This window comes from Microbacterium maritypicum, from assembly GCF_041529975.1.
Lineage (GTDB): Bacteria > Actinomycetota > Actinomycetes > Actinomycetales > Microbacteriaceae > Microbacterium.
This window is the reverse complement of the sequence record NZ_CP168030.1, coordinates 3,298,941-3,315,317: the sequence shown is the minus strand read 5'-3', so window position 1 is coordinate 3,315,317 and position 16,377 is coordinate 3,298,941. Positions and strand designations below refer to the sequence as shown.

The following is a 16,377-nucleotide window of genomic DNA, read 5'->3' as shown; positions in this document are numbered from 1 at the left end:
GACGAGAATCAGGTGAGCAGCTGGTGCCGGGCGAGGTCGCGGTAGAGCGGTGTCGACTCCACGAGCTCCTCGTGCGTGCCCTGGCCGACCACGACGCCGTCCTGCAGCACCACGATCAGGTCGCTGTCGACCACGGTCGACAGGCGGTGCGCGATCACGATGAGTGTGCGGTCGGTCGAGACGGCATCGATGGCTTCGCGCATCCGCTGCTCGTTCACGCCGTCGAGCGATGACGTCGATTCGTCGAGCAGCAGGATCGGAGCATCGGTGAGCAGGGCGCGGGCGATCGCGAGACGCTGGCGCTCGCCGCCGGACAGCATGACGCCATCCTCGCCGACGGGCGCGTCGATGCCCAGCGGGTTGCGTTCGAGCACGTCGCCGAGGTTCACGGCACGCAGCACCCGTTCGCAGTCCGCGTCGGAGGCATCGGGTGAGGCGAGACGCAGGTTCTCGGCGAGCGTGCCGGCGAGGGTGGGAGCATCCTGCTCGACGTATCCGAAGTTGGCGCGCAGGTCGTCGCGCGGGTAGGTGCGCGCGTCGTGGCCGTGCAGGCGGATGGACCCGCCGGTCGGGTCGTAGAACCGCTCGATCAGCGACAGGATCGTGCTCTTTCCGGCCCCGCTGGGCCCCACCAGGGCGACGCGAGAACCGTGCGGAACGGCGAACGACACCCCGCGGAGCACTTCGTGGTCCTGCGCGGCCGGTGCCGCATCTTCGACCGATTCCAGATGCGCGTCCGCGAGGAGAGTCCGCGCTGCCTTCGCTGCGGCCTGACGGGCTGCCACCACGTTCGCGGGGTAGTGGAAGCGGACGTCGCGGAACTCGATGGCCGGTGCGCCGGGGGCTGCGTCCTCGTGAGGGAGGGCGGCGGCGATGGCCTCGTCGTCCTGCGATTCCGTCGGCAGGTCCAGCACCTCTTGGATGCGACCGAGTGCGCCGAGTGCCTGGTTCACCGAAGTGATCGCGCCGAAGGTCGTGGCGAGCGGCATCACGAGGAGGAACAGGAACATGATGAACGAGATCAGCGACGCGATGGTGATCGCGCCGGCGGCCACCCGGAACCCGCCGACGCCGAGGACCACGAGCAGCGACAGTTGCAGCGCGATGCCGGAGACGGGCACGACCATCGACGAGATCTTGGCGATGCGCACGCCGATGCCGTACGCGTCGGAGGCGAGCTCCGACACCGCGGCCGTCTCGCGCTCGGTGGCGCCCGAGGCGCGGATGGTGCGGATCGAGCCGACCGCACGCTCCACGCCGGAGGCGAGCTCGCCGACCTTCTCCTGCTGGGCGGTCGAGGCGGTGCGGATGCGGCCGCTGAGCAGCACGACGACCGTGACGGAGATGCCGATCACCACCACGATGAGCAGCAGGAGGATCGGGTCGATCAGCAGCATCGCGATCAGCGCGCCGAGGAAGAGCACGGCGCTGCCGACGGCATCCGCGAGGCCCTGCGTGAGCACGGCGTAGAGGAGGGTCGTGTCGGTGCCGACGCGTGAGACGAGGTCGCCGGTGCGGCGGGCATCGAACTCGGAGGTCGGCAGGTGCAGGATGCGGGCGATCAGCTTGCGGCGGCTCGAGTGCACGACCGCGGTGCCGGTGCGCTGGAGCAGGTAGTGCTGGAAGCCGGAGATGACGGACGACACGATCACGAAGCCGACCAGCAGCCAGACGAGGATCCCGATGCCGGTGTCGGACTGCACCGCCTCGATGACCTGGCCGACGAGCAGGGGTTGCACGAGAGACGTGGCGGCACCGACGACGCTGAGCACGGCGACCACGATCAGGGTTCGCTTGTGTTCGAAGAGGAAGGGGAGGAGCTGGCGGAAGGTGGCGCGCGGGCCTTCGGGCTGTGCGCCACGTCCGCGGCGGCGTGCTGTCGCCGAACCGGACATGCGGGACCTCGATCTGGAGATGGTACTTCGACCGTACTTCGTTCGCGGCCGAATCCTATGGGCGGGCTGTAAGGGTGAGCGGTGTCGGGGCCGGGCGTCAGGAGCGACCGAACCGCCGGTGCGCGGCCTGCTTGCTCACGCCCAGTGCGCTCGCGATCGCCTGCCACGAGTATCCGAGGTTACGGGCGCGGCGCACATTCGCCTCCTCGGCGCGGGCGATCTCCTTACGCGCCTCGGCGAGCCTGTGCAGTGCGGCCAGGGGCTCGCTGCCGTCGTCCTGTGCGATCGCGGTCGGCATTGTCATGATGCACCTCCTGCGTCAATTCTTGTTGACTTTGCCACGGATGTCAATTTTTGTTGACGCCGCGGGTTATCCACAGACCGCTCTTTCGCGCATGCGCAACACATGCGATCCTGGAAGAGTGGGTCGGATGCTGCAGGTACGAAATCTCCCGGACGATGTTCATGCACGCCTCAAGGAACGCGCCGCCGCGGAGCGCATGTCGCTGTCCGACTACGTGGCCCGCGAACTCGCGGACCTCGTGCAGTACCGGACGAACGCGGAGATCATCGCCGCAGCGCGCGCGAGGTCGGTGAGTGACGGAAGCGCGCTCACACGCAGTCAGATCCTCGCGGCGCGTGACGCGGCTCGTGCCGACAGGGACGACGAGCTCGCCCCATGAGCACCGCGGTCGTGCTCGATGCCTCCGCAGCGATCGATGCCCTGCTGGGCACGAGTGACTGGGTGAACGGCGACGACTTTCACGCACACGCCGGGCTCGACATCGAGGTGCTCTCGGTGTTGCGGCGTCAGACGCTCCACGATGGCCTGCCGGCTCACCGCGCGCGGGAGGCGCTCGACCTCTTCGGCGAGCTGCAGATCACGCGGCATCCGCTGCGCCGGCTGATACCGCGGATCTGGATGCTGCGGGACGATGTCACCGCCTACGACGCCGGGTATGTCGCGCTCGCCGAGGCCCTCGGCATCCCGCTGCTCACGCTCGACCGGAAGCTCGCGAAGACGGCGGCGCGCTACTGCGAGGTCATCGTCCTCTGACGGGCGTCACGCCCGCGTGCTGATCTGAGTCCTGCGGGAGCGGCAGCCTCCGACGCCGGCGGCTGCCGCTCTCCGTGATCAGAGCTCGACGGCGGCGGCGACCCCGAGGTCGTCGTCGTAGTCGTGATCTTTCGTCTCCGGGGAGAGAAGCAGTGCGACGAAGGTCAGCACACCCATCGCGGACAGGTAGAGGCCCACCAGCCACGGCGCGCCGTCGCCGAGCGCCCACAGCCAGAGCGCGATCAGAGGCGCCACAGCCGCGCCGAGGATCGACGACACGTTGTAGGCGATCGCCGACCCCGTGTATCGCACGTTCGTCGGGAACAGTTCGGGGAGCAGGGCGCCCATCGGTCCGAACGTCGCCCCCATCAGCATGAACCCGAACACGAGGAACGCCTGGGCGAGTGCACCGGTGAACTTCGGGTCGACGGCGGGCAGCAAGAACGTGTTGAACGTGAAGCCGAACACGATGATCGCGCCCGTGACCCAGAGCAGCAGCTTCCGGCGTCCGACAGCGTCGGCGATCGGCCCGGAGAGCAGCGTGAAGATGCCGAAGAACACCACGCCGATGATCTGCATCAGCACGAAGTCGGTGTAGCCGAATCCGAGGCCGGGGTAGAACTGTGCCGCGAACTTGGTCGGGTCGAACGGTGCGCCCGTCGCTTCGGCTGCGACTTTCGCGGCGGCCGAAGCGGTCTCGAGCGACGCGGGCTTGGTGCCGTAGGCGAGCGTGAAGTTGGTCATCAGATAGAACAGCACGTAGGTCGCCAGCATGATGAACGTGCCGAGGATCAGCTGCTTCCAGTGGTGACGGAACACCGTCGCGAGCGGGAGCTTGCGGATCACACCCTTCGTCTCGGCCTTCTTGAACGTGTCGGACTCGACGAGCTTCAGTCGCACCCACAGGCCGATGATCACCATGACGGCCGAGAAGAGGAACGGGATGCGCCAGCCCCAGGAGAGGAACGCCTCGGACTTGAGGACCGGGTTCTCGGCGTGCGGCAGCAGCCAGTTGATCGCGAGGAAGAGGAAGTTGGCGATGATGAAGCCGAGCGGTGCACCCAGCTGCGGGAAGGTGCCGTACCAGGCGCGCTTGCCTTTCGGGGCGTTCTCGGTGGCGACCAGCGCGGCACCCGACCACTCGCCACCGAGCGCGAAGCCCTGGGCGAGACGCAGATCAGCAGCAGGAGCGCTGCCCACCAGCCGATGTCCTGGTAGGTGGGGAGCAGGCCGATCACGAAGGTCGCGATGCCCATGGTCAGCAGCGACGCGACGAGGGTGGCCTTGCGGCCGAACTTGTCGCCGAAGTGGCCGAAGACCACGGCGCCGATGGGACGCGCGACCATCGCCGCACCGAAGACGGCGAACGACGACAGGAGCGAGGTGGTGTCGTCTCCGGTCGGGAAGAACAGCACGGGGAACACGAGAACGGCCGCCGTCGCATACGCGTAGAAGTCGTAGAACTCGATGGTCGTGCCGACCAGACTCGCGGTGATGACGCGCGAGCGCGGGTTCGCGGGCGCAGTGGCAGTACTCATGAGGCTCCTCCGTTCAGCCCCTTTGGTATACCGGGGACTCGGCGAGTTTACGCCTTCCTGAGTGTTGGCTGTGTACGCGTTTCGCGTGTCATCCGGCGCGCGATGCCGTTGCATAGAGTCGGAGGCGGCGCAAGACGGGGAGGAACGATGACCACGAGGATGCTGCTCCTGGCCGACACCCACGTGCCGAAGCGGGCGAGAAGGCTGCCGGATGCGGTGCTGCAGGCGGTGGACGATGCCGAGATCGTGGTGCACGCGGGCGACTGGGTCGACGAAGCGACGCTCGATCTGCTGGAGTCCCGGGCGCGAGTGCTGCACGGAGTGTTCGGCAACAACGACGGCCCCGAGCTGCGGGCACGCCTGCCGGAGGTCGCCCGGTTCACGGTCGAGGGCGTCGATATCGCCGTCGTGCATGAGACGGGGGAGTCCCGCAGGCGCGAAGAGCGGATGGACGAGGCGTACCCCGGCATCGATCTCCTCGTATTCGGGCACTCGCACATTCCCTGGGACACCGTGTCCCCTGCGGGCCTGCGACTGCTCAACCCCGGGTCGCCCACGGACCGCCGTCGGCAGCCGGCGTGCACCATGATGTGGGTCACGATCGAGGGGACGAATGTGGACGCGACGCTGGTGCCGCTGCCGTGAACCATCCGCCCGTCTACCGCGCTCCGATGCGCTCCCGCGTCACTCCTCCGTGACGCCGAGCGCCGGTGCCTCGACGAAGCGGGCGACGGGTGCCAGGATCTGCTCGAGCTCGAGCACGACGAGCCGGTTGCCGCCGGTGCGTGTCGCCGGTGCGGGCACGTAGAGCGTGCGCTGCGGCCCGTTGCGCCAGTAGCGGCCGAGGAAGAAGCCGTTGACGAACGCGTATCCCTTGCTCCACGGTGCGGTGTCGAGGAACAGGTCGGTCGCGGTGTCCACTGTGAACTCGGCGGTCCACGCGAGCGGGCCGTCTCCCGCAGCATCCGTCGGCTGTGCCGAGGCGAGCTCGGCGGCGATGGCGGCGACGTCGAGCGGTGTCGAGCGCCACCCGGTCACGACTGTGCCGTCGAGAGTGACCGCGCCGATCAGCCCCTTCTCCTCGCCGAGCCGGTGGTCGTAGTTCACCCGGCCCTGGTCCTCGACCAGGATGCTGAGGGTGCGGCCGGCCGGAATGCGGATCGCACGGTCATGCCGCGTGCGGGAGAGCGTGCCGACGGCGACGCCATCGACGCTCACCCAGGCGAGGTCGCGCACCTCGTCGATGAGCAACTGGCCGCCCTTCCCGTCCGGGAGGTCGACGTCGTATCGCACCAGCGCGCTCAGATGCCCGAGGGCGTCGAAGCTCTGCGGCTGTGCGGCGACCGCACCGGATCCGGCAGCATCCGTCCACGCCCCGACGGGGGAGAGGGAGACTTCGAGCGCCGGTGCCGCGCTCGCGAAGGCTGGCACCTCTTCCGGCACCGGGGCGTACTTCGCGATCACCTCTCGGAAGGCGAAGAACTTCTCCGTGGGGGTGCCGGCCTCGTCGAGCGGCGCGTCGTAGTCGTAGGAGGTCACGAGCGGCAGGTAGCGACCTTTGTCGTTCGCGCCGTTGGTGAGCCCGAAGTTCGTGCCGCCGTGGAACATGTAGATGTTGACCGATGCTCCGGCGGCGAGCAGGGCGTCGAGGTCGGCTGCGGCAGCGGTGACGTCGGTCGTGTGATGCACTCCGCCCCACCAGTCGAACCAGCCGTCCCAGAACTCCGAGCACATCAGGGGTCCCGTCGGCTGGTGCCGGCGCAGAGTCGCGAGGCGTTCCGCGCTGCGGGATCCGAAGGAGCCGGTCTTGTGCAGCTCGGGGAGGCTGCCGTCGCTCAGCATCTGATCCACGGGTTGATCCACGGTCGTCAGCGGCACCGTGATGCCGGCGTCCCGCGTGACGGCGACCAGTGCCTCGAGGTAGGCCTTGTCCGCTCCGTAGGCGCCGTATTCGTTCTCGATCTGCACGAGCACGACGGGTCCGCCCCGGTCGATCTGGCGCGGCGCGACGATGTCGTACACGCGTCGCAGGTAGGCGCTCACCTCGACGAGGAAGTCGGGAGCCGACGATCGCAGGTTCTCCATGCTCCCGGTCAGCCACACCGGCAGACCGCCGTTGTGCCACTCGGCGCAGATGTAGGGACCCGGGCGCACGATCGCATCCAGACCCTCGGCATGAACGAGGTCGAGGAAGCGTCCGAGATCGTTCCACCCGGTCGTGTCCCACTCACCGCGCCGCGGGGCGTGCGCGTTCCAGGCGACATACGTCTCGATCGTGTTCAGGCCCATCAGCCGTGCCTTGCGGATGCGGTCCTGCCACAGGTCCGGGTGCACCCGGAAGTAGTGGATGGCGCCGGAGATCACCTGATGCGGCTGACCGTCGCGGAGGAAGTCGGTGTCGCCGAGAGAGAACGTGGTCACGTGTCGGAGTGCTTTCGATCGAGGAGCTGAGCCGGCCCCGCTCTGGGGCCGGCTCAGCCACGGGTGTTACTTGTTGACGGTGAAGCCCTGCGCGTTGCCGTACTCGACCAGCGCGTCCTGCCAGGCCGTCAGGCCCTCGTTCAGGTCGGTGCCGTTCTGGTACGACTGGCCCACGGTGTCGCCGAAGATGCTGTTCGCGTACACCTGGTAGGGCAGGTAGCTCCAGTCCTCGACCACGTCGTCGGCTGCGGCCGCGAGGACCTCGTTGATCTTCTGGCCACCGAAGTACTCCGGAGCATCGGCGAGGAACTCTTCGCTGGAGAGCTCGGCGGTCGTCGACGGGAAGCCGCCGGACTCGAGGAAGATCGAGATGCTTTCCTCCGAGTTGTTCAGCCACCACAGGAAGCCGGCCGCCAACTCCGGGTTCTTGCTCTGCGTCGTGACGGCCTGACCGCCACCGCCGTTCTCGGCGCTCGCCGGAGTGCCGTCGTAGGTCGGCATCGGCGCGACGCGCCAGTCGCCTGCGCCGTCGGGGGCGCCGGTGATGAGGTTGCCGGGCATCCAGGCGCCGATCACGAGGGTGGCGAGGCTGCCGTCACCGAGGCCGCGGAACCACTCGTCGCTCCAGCTGCCGTAGGGCGCGACGAGGTCGTCTTCGACGAGGCGGTTCCAGTTCTCGGTCCACTTCTTCGACCCTTCGTCCTGCAGGTCGATCGTGACATCGGTGCCCGAGGTCTCGAACGGCTTGCCTCCGGCCTGCCAGATCATGGAGGTCGCGAAGCCGGCGTCGCCGGTGTCGTTGGTGATGTAGGCGTCGGGGTTCGCGGCGTGGATCTTCTTCGCCGCCTCGTAGTACTCGTCCCACGTGGTCGGCACTTCGACGCCCGCGGCGTCGAACACGGTCTTGTTGTAGAACAGCGCCATGGGGCCGGAGTCCTGCGGCAGGCCGTAGATGGCGTCGCCGCTGGTGACCGAGTTCCAGGTGGATGCGGTGTAGTCGTCCTCGAAGTCGGCGAAGCCGTACTTCGACAGATCGGCGAAGGCGTCGGTCAGTGCGAACTGCGGGAACGCGTAGTACTCGATCTGCACGACGTCGGGCGCGCCGGAGCCTGCCTTGATCGCGTTCTGCAGCTTCGTGTACTCCTCGTTGTTGGTGCCGGCGTTGACGAGGTTGACCTTGACGTTCGGGTATTCCTTCTGGAACGCCTCGACCTGCGCCTCGGCAGACGGCGTCCACGACCAGTACGTGATCTCGCCGCCCTTCTCGAGCGCGGCCTCGACGGAGTCGAAGGAGCCGGATCCGGCGTCGGAGCCGGAGCCGCTGCCGGCGTCGCTGCCGGTGCTGCAGCCGGCCAGCGCCAGTGCTGCCACGGATCCTGCGGCGAGCACCGCGAGGGCGCGCCGTGTCGGTGAGGGAAGGTGCTTCATTGCTGTGTCCTTTCGGGGGTGCGATCCAGCATCGGATCGCGAGGGGGTGAGGAAGGAGTGCGGGGCTACTGCTTGACGCTTCCCGCGGTGAGACCTGACTGCCAGAAGCGCTGCAGCAGCAGGAAGGCGATGACGATCGGGATGATCGTGAGCAGCGAGCCCATGATCACGAGGTTGTAGATCGGCTGGGAGCCGGCGCCGATGGCCTGGGCGCTCCACTGGTTCAGACCGACCGTGAGCGGATACCAGGCGGGATCCGACAGCATGATCAGCGGGAGGAAGTAGTTGTTCCAGGTCGCCACGACCGTGAACAGCGCGACCGTCACGATGCCCGGCGCGAGCAGGCGCATTGAGATCGTGAAGAACGTGCGGAACTCTCCGGCGCCGTCGATGCGCGCGGCCTCCAGCAGCTCGGTCGGCACGGACTCGGAGGCGAAGACCCAGATCAGGTACAGCCCGAAGGGGCTGATGAGAGACGGGATGATCACGGCCCAGGGGGTGTTGGTCAGGCCCAACTCGCTGAACAGCAGGAACGTCGGGACGGCGAGTGCCGTACCGGGAACGGCGACTGCTCCGAGGACGACGGCGAAGACCGCGCGCCGACCCGGGAAGCGGAACTTCGCGAGGCCGTAGCCGGCCAGTGTGGCGAGCAGAGTCGCGCCGCCCGCGCCGACCACGACGTACAGGAGCGTGTTGCCGAGCCAGCGCAGGAAGATGCCGTCGCGGTAGGAGAACGTGGCGACGAGGTTGTCGAAGAACGCGAAGTCGTCCGAGAACCAGAGCCCGAAGGAGCTGAAGAGTCCCGCCTGCGTCTTCGTCGAGCTGAACAGCAGCCAGACCAGGGGCACGAGCGTGTACAGCGCGTAGACGATCATGACGATCAGCAGCGTGTTGGACTTGCGCGGGTTCAGCGGATCGTGACGTCGGCGAGAGGGGCGGGCGAGGGGGAGTGCCATGTCAGCGCACCTCCGACTTCGAGCCGCGCAGCTGCACGACGTAGGCGATGACCGCGGTGATGATGCCCATGATGATGGCGATCGTGGCGGCGTAGTTGAACTGCTGTCCGGCGAACGACAGGTTGTAGGCGTACATGTTCGGCGTGAAGAACGTGGTGATCACGTTCGGAGCCAGGGGCCGCAGGATGTTCGGCTCGTTGAAGAGCTGGAAGCTGCCGATGATCGAGAAGATCGTCGCGATCACGAGCGCGCCGCGCACGGAGGGGATCTTGATCGAGAAGATCGTGCGCCATGCCCCCGCTCCGTCGAGGGAGGCGGCCTCGTACATGTCGGTCGGGATTGTCTTGAGTGACGAGTAGAAGATCAGCATGTTGTAGCCGACGAACTCCCACGTGACGATGTTGCCGATCGAGACCAGCATCCACTCCTTGGCGAACGGCGTGATCGCATCGACTCCGAGGAAGTCGTTGATGTTGCTCGTGAGTCCGAACTGGTCGCCGTAGATGTAGCCCCACATCAGCACCGCGACGACGGCGGGCACGGCGTAGGGCAGGAAGATCAGGATGCGGAAGAACGATGCTCCGCGCAGACGTGCGCTGTCGATGGCGAGGGCGGCGCCGAGGGCGAGGACCAGCATGATCGGCACCTGCACGACGAGGAAGATCAGCACGCGGCCGAACGCCTCCCAGAACTGCGGGTCGGTGAGCGCGCGGACGTAGTTGTCCAGGCCGACGAAGGCGTTGCCTCCGATGAGCTTCTCCTGGAAGAAGCTCAGGTACAGCGCGTAGGCGAGCGGTGTCAGGAACACCAGGGCGAAGACGACCATGAACGGGCCGACGAAGGCCCAGCCCTTCCAGTCGCGCTTGTCGCGGCGCCGGAGGCCGGAGGCGCCCAGGGCTGCGGGGGTTTCAGTCGTCATCGACGATTCCTTCTTACGGTTCCGGCGCACCGTGCGCCGTGTGTCAACGTCAACATATGCGATGCGCTGCTAGTGTGTCAACGTCAACATATGAGGGGATGGGTGATCGTGACCCCAGAGCATCCGACAGAGACGTCGGCACGTCGTCGTGAGCCTTCGATGGAAGACGTCGCCCGCGAGGCCGGCGTCTCCGGACAGACGGTCTCCCGCGTCGTGAACGCCAGGGGATACGTCGGTGCCGCCACCCGCGAGCGCGTCGAAGCCGCGATGCAGAGCCTCGGCTACCGCCCCAACAGCGCAGCCCGCGCGTTGCGGTCAGGGCGATTCCGCACGATCGGCGTCGTGATGTTCTCGTTCAGCTCCTACGGCAACCAGCGCACGCTCGACGCGATCGCGGTGCGCGCCGCCCAGCTCGGCTACGCGCTCACCCTCATCCCCGTGGAGTCGAGTGCCGGCGAGACCGTGGCCGGTGCGTTCCGGCGCCTGGAGGAGCACGCGGTCGACGGGATCATCATCGTGATCGAGGCACACCAGCTCGACGAGGCCGATATCGAGATCCCCGATGCCCTGCCCGTGGTGTTCGTCGACTCCAACCGCGGCGAGACGCTGCCGTTCGTCGACACCGACCAGGCGCAGGGTGCGCGACTGGCGACCGAGCATCTGCTCGAGCTCGGACACGACACGGTGTGGCACGTCACGGGTCCCGCGCGCTCGTACTCCGCGGAACGGCGTCGCGATGCCTGGCGGGAGACCCTCGAGAAGCACGGGCGACCCGTGCCCGAGCCGCTCCAGGGCGATTGGTCCGCCGCGTCGGGGTACGAGGCGGGTCTCCGGCTCCGCGAGATGGACGGCGTCACCGCGGTGTTCGTCGCGAATGACCAGATGGCGATCGGCGTGCTCCGCGCGTTCCGGGAGGCCGGATGCGAGGTGCCGGGCGATGTGAGCCTCGTCGGCTTCGACGGATTGCCCGATGCCGCGCAGCTGTGGCCGCCACTGACCACGGTGCAGCAGCATCCGGAGCGGGTCGGGGCCCTCGCGGTGGACGCGCTGCTCGCCGAGCTCGACGGCAGCGGACGTCAGCAGACGCCGCTCGTGAGCACCGAGCTGGTCGTGCGGGAGAGCACGGCGGCGCCGCGGAAACGCTGAGCGCTCGCGCTCAGCGCCAGATCGCGGCGATGGCGGCGTTGGCGGCGGTGAGGATGCCGACGAGCCAGAACACCGCCGGCGGGATGGCTGCTCCGCGGCGCTGACGGCCCAGGCCGATTCCGAGCAGCGCACCGATGACGAGCAGGATCACGAGCTTGACGCCGATCTTGACGTAGTTGAGCTCATACGAGATTCCCCAGGGGGCGGCGAGAGCGAGGCCGGCGACCGCGGCGATCGCCATGCCGATGTTCATCAGACGAGTGAACTCGCGCTTGCCGCCGAACGCCTGAACCGCCCACGCTCCGAAGAGCACGGCGAAGCCGATGAGGTGGACGAACAGCACGATGTGGCGCAGAGTCTCCATGCCCTCACCGTAGGAGGTGCGGGGCGGTCCGCGCTAGCAAGGCCAGGCTGACCTGCGCGGTGGGGCCCGCCTCAGCCGCGCAGGTCCCGGACGACGAGGGCGGTGCGCAGTGCCGCGTCCGCCGCCTCGGCGCCCTTGTCTTCCTTGGAGCCTTCCAGGCCCGCGCGGTCGAGCCCCTGCTGCTCGTCGTCGAGGGTCAGCACGCCGAACCCGACCGGCTTGCCGGCATCGAGCGCGACGCGGGTGAGCCCGTCGGTGGTCGCTGCCGACACGTACTCGAAGTGCGGGGTGCCACCCCGGATGATGACGCCGAGCGCGACGACCGCATCGGCGCCGCCGGCGAATGCGGCCTGTGCAGCGAGAGCGAGCTCGAACGAGCCGGGCACCCGTACGAGGCGGTGTGTGGCCTGCGCCTCATTCAGCACGCGCTCCGCGCCGGCGATCAGGCCGTTCGAGATCGTCTCATGCCAGGTGCCGGCGACGATCACGACGTTCAGACCGCGTCCATCGATGTCGCCCGTCTCGGGTGCTCCTGCGCCGCTCATTTCTCGTCCTTCCCGTGGGCGAGCGCCTCTGCGAGTTCCGCTTCGCCGATGATGTGACCCATCCGGTCACGCTTGGTCTCCAGGTACTGGTGGTTGTTCGGTCCGACGCCCACGATCAGGGGGACCTGTTCGATGACGTCGAGTCCCAGTTCGCGCAGCTGCTCCACCTTGTCGGTGTTGTTCGTCAGCAGCCGCACCTTCGATACGCCGAGATCGGCGAGGATGCCCGCTGCTGCGGCATAGTCGCGCGCGTCGGCGGGCAGGCCGAGGGCGAGGTTCGCGTCGACCGTGTCGAGGCCCTCCTCCTGCAGGCTGTATGCCCGCAGCTTGTTGATGAGGCCGATGCCGCGTCCCTCGTGCCCGCGCATGTAGATGACGACGCCGCCCTGCTTCTCGATCGCGTCGAGCGCCGAATCCAGTTGCGGTCCGCACTCGCACTTCAGCGAGCCGAACGCCTCGCCGGTCAGGCACTCCGAGTGCACGCGCACGAGGGCCGTCTCGCCGAGCTCGCCCGAGACGACGGCGATGTGGTCGGTCCCCGTCACCCGGTCCTTGTAGGCGAGGAACCGGAAGACCCCGTGGGTCGTCGGCACCGTGGCGTCGGCCCGCAGGCTCACGCGGCGCCCGCGATGCGCCGAGGGCGTGGCGCCTTCGGGATCGATCTCGTTGAGGTGCGCGATGAGCTGCTCGATCGTGATGACCGGCACGCCGTCGCGCGCTCCGAGGTCGATCAGGCCGGGGAGACGCATCATGCTGCCGTCTTCGGCGACCACCTCGGCGATCGCACCGACCGGTCGCAGGCCCGCGAGCTTCATCAGCTCGACGGCGGCCTCGGTATGACCGCTGCGCTCACGCACGCCTCCGTCGACGGCGCGCAGCGGCAGGACGTGGCCCGGACGGATGATGCTGGTCGCCGTCGATCCCGGGTTCGCCAGCACGTTCAGCGTGTGCGCGCGGTCGTGGGCGCTGATGCCGGTGGTGACGCCCTCGGCCGCGTCCACACTCACCGTGTAGGCGGTGGAGCGGGCGTCTTCGCTGGCGGCCACCATCGGCGGCAGGTTCAGGTGGTCGGCGAGGTCGGTCGGCATCGGCGCGCAGATGAAGCCGGACGACCAGCGCACCGTCCAGGCCACCCACTCGGGCGTGGCCAGCTCGGCCGACAGGATCACGTCGCCCTCGTTCTCGCGATTCTCGTCGTCAGCGACGAGCACGGGGCGCCCGGCGCGCAGCGCCTCCAGGGCCTCGGCGATGGTGGAAAGGCTCATCGCGAGCCTCCTTCCGGTGCGGCGCGGAACGCGAGCAGGCGCTCGACGTGACGGGCGAGGATGTCGGTCTCGAGGTTCACACGGTCGCCGACGGCGCGGCTGCCGAGGGTGGTCGCGGCGAGGGTCTCCGGGATCAGCGAGACCTCGAACCACGGGGAGGGGTCGGCGGGCTCGCTGACGGCACTCACGGTCAGTGACGTTCCGTCGACGGAGATGGAGCCCTTGTCGACCACGAGCGGGGCGAGGTCAGTCGGCAGGCTGATGCGCAGCACGCTCCACTGGGCACCGGGTCGCACCTCGAGTACGTCGCCGACTCCGTCGACATGTCCCTGCACGATGTGTCCGCCCAGTCGTGCACCGACAGGCATGGCCTTCTCGATGTTGACGCGGGTGCCGACCGTCGCCGAGCCGATCGCGGCGACGTCGAGCGTCTGCTTCATCACGTCGGTGTCGAAGGTGTCGGCAGTCGAGCCGACGACCGTGAGGCACACGCCCGAGACGGCGATGGACTCGCCGTGCACGGCATCCGCTGCCGCGCGGGGGGCGCGCACGGTCAGGCGCCAGCCGTCGCCCGCGGGCGCGATCGCGGTGATCTCGCCCATCTCCTCGATGATTCCGGTGAACATCAGGCGGCTCCTTCGTTCTGGTTCTGAGGGTCTGTCGGTGCTGCGGGGCGTGCGACGGCGAGCAGATCGGGTCCGAGGGGGACCCATTCGTCGATCGTGAGGCGGCGCGCATGGTCGATCGATGCGACGCCGATGTCGCCGAGGGCGAGCTTGTCGCCGCCGAGCAGCACCGGCGCGATGTAGGCGAGCACCCGGTCGGCCAGGCCCGCCTGGATGAAGGCGCTGGCCAGGGTCGGCCCACCCTCGACGAAGACGCGCTGGATGCCACGCGCGTGCAGATCGGCGGTCACCGCGTGCAGATCGTGGGTGTCGTAGAAGAGCGGGGAGTGCGGATGACGGTGCACGGCGGCGTCCGTCGGCGTCGGGCGCGAACCGATGACGACCGGGACGGGCTGGTGCGACAGCAGAGCGTCGCCGTCGCGGGCGGTGAGAGCAGGGTCGTCGGCGAGCACGGTGCCGGTGCCGACGACGATCGCGTCGGCCTCCGCGCGGCGGTGGTGCACGTCGGCCCGAGCGGCCGGTCCCGTGATCCACTGGCTCGAGCCGTCGGCGGCAGCGGCGCGACCGTCGAGGCTCTGCGCCCACTTGACCGTGATGTGCGGGCGTCCCAGGCGCTGTGCCGTCAGCCAGCCGTCGATCAGGGCATGCGCGGCATCCGCCTGCTCACCCGAGTCGACGTCGACGCCGGCGGCGCGCAGGCGCTCCGCTCCGCCTCCCGATTCGGCGCCGGGATCGTCGAGGGCGTACACGACTCTGGCCACGCCCGCCTCGATGAGGGCGACGGCGCAGGGCCCGGTACGGCCGGTGTGGTTGCAGGGCTCGAGCGTCACGACGGCAGTGGCGCCGCGGGCGTCGCCGGGCGCGAGCTTCGAGAGCGCATCGACCTCGGCGTGCGGTGTCCCGGCTCCCTGATGCCAGCCCTCGGCGAGGACCGTGCCATCGGGGGAGAGGATGACCGCGCCGACCTGCGGGTTCGCCCCGCGCGGTCCGCGCGTGGCGAGCTGGAGCGCGCGATCCATCGCGCTGCGCTCTGCCGCGTTCACTGCCATCCGTCGTCCTCCTCTGAGGCTCCGGGGTCAGACAGGGATGGCGGAACGGACGCACGGATGCGTCTCGTGCTGCCTCCCTTCCGGACTAGCGAGGTCTCCCTCGCATCACCGTCGGTCCCGGAATTCCACCGGATCGGCATCCCGATCTCTCGAGACGCTCGCGGACTGTCACCGCCGGTTCGGATTCCCACCGACCCCGGAGCACGTTGTTGTTCTGAGTGTACTCAACGCACCTGCGCGCATTTCATTCCAAGACATGGACCGGCAGGGCCGCGATCACTTCAGCAGTCGAGAGAGACGGCGGTCGGCGAGCACCTTGCCGCCGGTCTGGCAGGTGGGGCAGTACTCGAGCGAGCGGTCGGCGAAGAACACGCTGCGGACGGTGTCGCCGCAGACGGGGCACGTCTCGCCGCGACGCGCATGCACCTGCATCCCGCGGCGCTTGGCGTCTTTGAGGTCGGCGGGCGGCTTGCCCGATGCCTCGGCGACCGCTTCGGTCAGCGTCTCGCGCATCGCGTCGAACAGGCGGTCGATCTCGGCATCGTCGAGCTTCCCGGCGATCGCGTACGGCGACATCCGGGCGGCGTGCAGGATCTCGTCGGAGTAGGCGTTGCCGATCCCCGCGATCACCGCCTGGTCGCGCAGCAGCCCCTTGATCTGCATCCGCCGGTCCTCCAGCAGCGCGGCGAAGGCGTCGCGGTCGAAGGCGGAGTCGAGCGGGTCGGGCCCGAGCCGCTCGATGCCCGGCACCTCCTGCGGGTCGCGGACGACGTAGACGGCGAGCGACTTCTTCGTTCCGGCCTCGGTGAGGTCGAAACCGCTGTCGTCGTCGAGCGCGATGCGCAGGGCGATCGGCGACTTGCCGGGTTTGATGAGCGTCGTCGGCAGCGTCTCGTACCAACGCAGCCACCCCGCCTTCGCGAGGTGGAACACGAGGTGCAGCTCGTCGCCGCAGGAAAGCACGACGAACTTGCCGAGCCGGGCGGCCGCCGTGATCGTGGCGCCCTGCAACGCGGTGATCGGCGGATCGTAGGTCTTCAACGCGGCGATCGCCGCGACGCTGGTGCGGGTGATCGTGCGCCCCACGGCGCGGTCGGCGAGGAACGTGGTCAGGCCCTGGACTTCCGGCATCTCCGGCATGCCTTCATCCTGTCATCGGCCGCCGACA

16 protein-coding genes and 1 pseudogene are annotated in these 16,377 nt (G+C 68.6%); 4 read left to right on the top strand and 13 right to left on the bottom strand.

Features of this window, described 5'->3' with window-relative positions:
- Nucleotides 1-8: 8 nt before the first annotated feature.
- Nucleotides 9-1,895: an ABC transporter ATP-binding protein gene (locus ACCO44_RS16070; protein ID WP_372467373.1), complete on the bottom strand. Its 1,887-nt coding sequence runs from the start codon at nt 1,893-1,895 to the stop codon at nt 9-11.
- A 97-nt stretch (nt 1,896-1,992) separates the two neighbouring features.
- On the bottom strand, nt 1,993-2,199 hold the full coding sequence (locus ACCO44_RS16065) for an AsnC family protein (RefSeq protein WP_372467371.1): 207 nt from the start codon (nt 2,197-2,199) through the stop codon (nt 1,993-1,995).
- A 127-nt stretch (nt 2,200-2,326) separates the two neighbouring features.
- Between ACCO44_RS16065 and ACCO44_RS16060 the strand changes: the two genes are divergently transcribed.
- Both ACCO44_RS16060 and ACCO44_RS16055 read left to right on the top strand, forming a co-directional pair.
- Nucleotides 2,327-2,578, top strand: a complete 252-nt coding sequence (locus ACCO44_RS16060; RefSeq protein ID WP_105709515.1) for a hypothetical protein — start codon at nt 2,327-2,329, stop codon at nt 2,576-2,578.
- Nucleotides 2,575-2,952, top strand: coding sequence for a type II toxin-antitoxin system VapC family toxin (locus ACCO44_RS16055; protein WP_105709516.1), 378 nt, complete (start codon nt 2,575-2,577; stop codon nt 2,950-2,952). Before ACCO44_RS16060 ends, ACCO44_RS16055 begins: the two co-directional genes overlap by 4 nt.
- A 78-nt stretch (nt 2,953-3,030) precedes the next feature.
- Here ACCO44_RS16055 and ACCO44_RS16050 read toward each other — a convergent pair.
- Nucleotides 3,031-4,490: pseudogene (locus tag ACCO44_RS16050) on the bottom strand (MFS transporter).
- Between the two features lie 147 nt (nt 4,491-4,637).
- On the opposite strand from ACCO44_RS16050, the gene ACCO44_RS16045 reads away from it, so the two are divergent.
- Nucleotides 4,638-5,135: a metallophosphoesterase gene (locus tag ACCO44_RS16045; RefSeq protein ID WP_372467369.1), complete on the top strand. Its 498-nt coding sequence runs from the start codon at nt 4,638-4,640 to the stop codon at nt 5,133-5,135.
- A 39-nt stretch (nt 5,136-5,174) separates the two neighbouring features.
- On the opposite strand, the gene ACCO44_RS16040 is transcribed toward ACCO44_RS16045, so the two are convergent.
- From ACCO44_RS16040 to ACCO44_RS16025, 4 genes are all read right to left on the bottom strand, one after another.
- A complete protein-coding gene (locus ACCO44_RS16040) occupies nt 5,175-6,911 on the bottom strand; it encodes a beta-galactosidase family protein (RefSeq protein WP_105709519.1) in 1,737 nt (578 codons plus the stop codon).
- 66 nt (nt 6,912-6,977) lie between these two features.
- Entirely contained in the window at nt 6,978-8,339 is a 1,362-nt protein-coding gene (locus tag ACCO44_RS16035; protein ID WP_372467366.1) for a sugar ABC transporter substrate-binding protein, read from the bottom strand.
- A gap of 65 nt (nt 8,340-8,404) precedes the next feature.
- Nucleotides 8,405-9,295 carry a carbohydrate ABC transporter permease gene (locus tag ACCO44_RS16030; protein ID WP_051662277.1) on the bottom strand — a complete coding sequence of 297 codons (891 nt, stop codon included), beginning with the start codon at nt 9,293-9,295 and terminating at the stop codon, nt 8,405-8,407.
- A gap of 1 nt (nt 9,296) precedes the next feature.
- Nucleotides 9,297-10,214 carry a carbohydrate ABC transporter permease gene (locus ACCO44_RS16025; protein ID WP_105709521.1) on the bottom strand — a complete coding sequence of 306 codons (918 nt, stop codon included), beginning with the start codon at nt 10,212-10,214 and terminating at the stop codon, nt 9,297-9,299.
- 159 nt (nt 10,215-10,373) lie between these two features.
- On the opposite strand from ACCO44_RS16025, the gene ACCO44_RS16020 reads away from it, so the two are divergent.
- The gene (locus ACCO44_RS16020; protein WP_372469420.1) at nt 10,374-11,360 is read left to right on the top strand and encodes a LacI family DNA-binding transcriptional regulator; all 987 of its coding nucleotides are present in this window, start codon (nt 10,374-10,376) and stop codon (nt 11,358-11,360) included.
- A gap of 10 nt (nt 11,361-11,370) precedes the next feature.
- On the opposite strand, the gene ACCO44_RS16015 is transcribed toward ACCO44_RS16020, so the two are convergent.
- From ACCO44_RS16015 to ACCO44_RS15990, 6 genes are all read right to left on the bottom strand, one after another.
- Entirely contained in the window at nt 11,371-11,724 is a 354-nt protein-coding gene (locus ACCO44_RS16015; protein WP_029263008.1) for a hypothetical protein, read from the bottom strand.
- A 71-nt stretch (nt 11,725-11,795) separates the two neighbouring features.
- The gene (gene ribH / locus ACCO44_RS16010) at nt 11,796-12,269 is read right to left on the bottom strand and encodes a 6,7-dimethyl-8-ribityllumazine synthase (RefSeq protein WP_372467363.1); all 474 of its coding nucleotides are present in this window, start codon (nt 12,267-12,269) and stop codon (nt 11,796-11,798) included.
- Complete coding sequence (ribA, locus tag ACCO44_RS16005) at nt 12,266-13,534, bottom strand: GTP cyclohydrolase II (RefSeq protein WP_091034375.1); 1,269 nt, start codon at nt 13,532-13,534, stop codon at nt 12,266-12,268. Before ribA ends, ribH begins: the two co-directional genes overlap by 4 nt.
- Entirely contained in the window at nt 13,531-14,160 is a 630-nt protein-coding gene (locus tag ACCO44_RS16000; protein ID WP_091034373.1) for a riboflavin synthase, read from the bottom strand. The genes ribA and ACCO44_RS16000 overlap by 4 nt, the downstream gene beginning before the upstream one ends.
- Nucleotides 14,160-15,209, bottom strand: a complete 1,050-nt coding sequence (gene ribD / locus ACCO44_RS15995; protein WP_372467360.1) for a bifunctional diaminohydroxyphosphoribosylaminopyrimidine deaminase/5-amino-6-(5-phosphoribosylamino)uracil reductase RibD — start codon at nt 15,207-15,209, stop codon at nt 14,160-14,162. Before ribD ends, ACCO44_RS16000 begins: the two co-directional genes overlap by 1 nt.
- 276 nt (nt 15,210-15,485) lie before the next feature.
- The gene (locus ACCO44_RS15990; protein WP_372467358.1) at nt 15,486-16,349 is read right to left on the bottom strand and encodes an Fpg/Nei family DNA glycosylase; all 864 of its coding nucleotides are present in this window, start codon (nt 16,347-16,349) and stop codon (nt 15,486-15,488) included.
- Nucleotides 16,350-16,377: the final 28 nt, after the last annotated feature.

What these genes read in the sequence shown, in the direction of transcription:
- ACCO44_RS16000 (WP_091034373.1), bottom strand. Translation starts at nt 14,160, where the DNA reads ATGTTCACCGGAATCATCGAGGAGATGGGCGAGATCACCGCGATCGCG.
- ACCO44_RS16055 (WP_105709516.1), top strand. Translation starts at nt 2,575, where the DNA reads ATGAGCACCGCGGTCGTGCTCGATGCCTCCGCAGCGATCGATGCCCTG.
- ACCO44_RS15990 (WP_372467358.1), bottom strand. Translation starts at nt 16,349, where the DNA reads ATGCCGGAGATGCCGGAAGTCCAGGGCCTGACCACGTTCCTCGCCGAC.
- ACCO44_RS16030 (WP_051662277.1), bottom strand. Translation starts at nt 9,295, where the DNA reads ATGGCACTCCCCCTCGCCCGCCCCTCTCGCCGACGTCACGATCCGCTG.
- ribH (WP_372467363.1), bottom strand. Translation starts at nt 12,269, where the DNA reads ATGAGCGGCGCAGGAGCACCCGAGACGGGCGACATCGATGGACGCGGT.
- ribA (WP_091034375.1), bottom strand. Translation starts at nt 13,534, where the DNA reads ATGAGCCTTTCCACCATCGCCGAGGCCCTGGAGGCGCTGCGCGCCGGG.
- ACCO44_RS16070 (WP_372467373.1), bottom strand. Translation starts at nt 1,895, where the DNA reads ATGTCCGGTTCGGCGACAGCACGCCGCCGCGGACGTGGCGCACAGCCC.
- ACCO44_RS16025 (WP_105709521.1), bottom strand. Translation starts at nt 10,214, where the DNA reads ATGACGACTGAAACCCCCGCAGCCCTGGGCGCCTCCGGCCTCCGGCGC.
- ACCO44_RS16045 (WP_372467369.1), top strand. Translation starts at nt 4,638, where the DNA reads ATGACCACGAGGATGCTGCTCCTGGCCGACACCCACGTGCCGAAGCGG.
- ACCO44_RS16060 (WP_105709515.1), top strand. Translation starts at nt 2,327, where the DNA reads ATGCTGCAGGTACGAAATCTCCCGGACGATGTTCATGCACGCCTCAAG.
- ACCO44_RS16035 (WP_372467366.1), bottom strand. Translation starts at nt 8,339, where the DNA reads ATGAAGCACCTTCCCTCACCGACACGGCGCGCCCTCGCGGTGCTCGCC.
- ACCO44_RS16015 (WP_029263008.1), bottom strand. Translation starts at nt 11,724, where the DNA reads ATGGAGACTCTGCGCCACATCGTGCTGTTCGTCCACCTCATCGGCTTC.
- ribD (WP_372467360.1), bottom strand. Translation starts at nt 15,209, where the DNA reads ATGGCAGTGAACGCGGCAGAGCGCAGCGCGATGGATCGCGCGCTCCAG.
- ACCO44_RS16020 (WP_372469420.1), top strand. Translation starts at nt 10,374, where the DNA reads ATGGAAGACGTCGCCCGCGAGGCCGGCGTCTCCGGACAGACGGTCTCC.
- ACCO44_RS16065 (WP_372467371.1), bottom strand. Translation starts at nt 2,199, where the DNA reads ATGACAATGCCGACCGCGATCGCACAGGACGACGGCAGCGAGCCCCTG.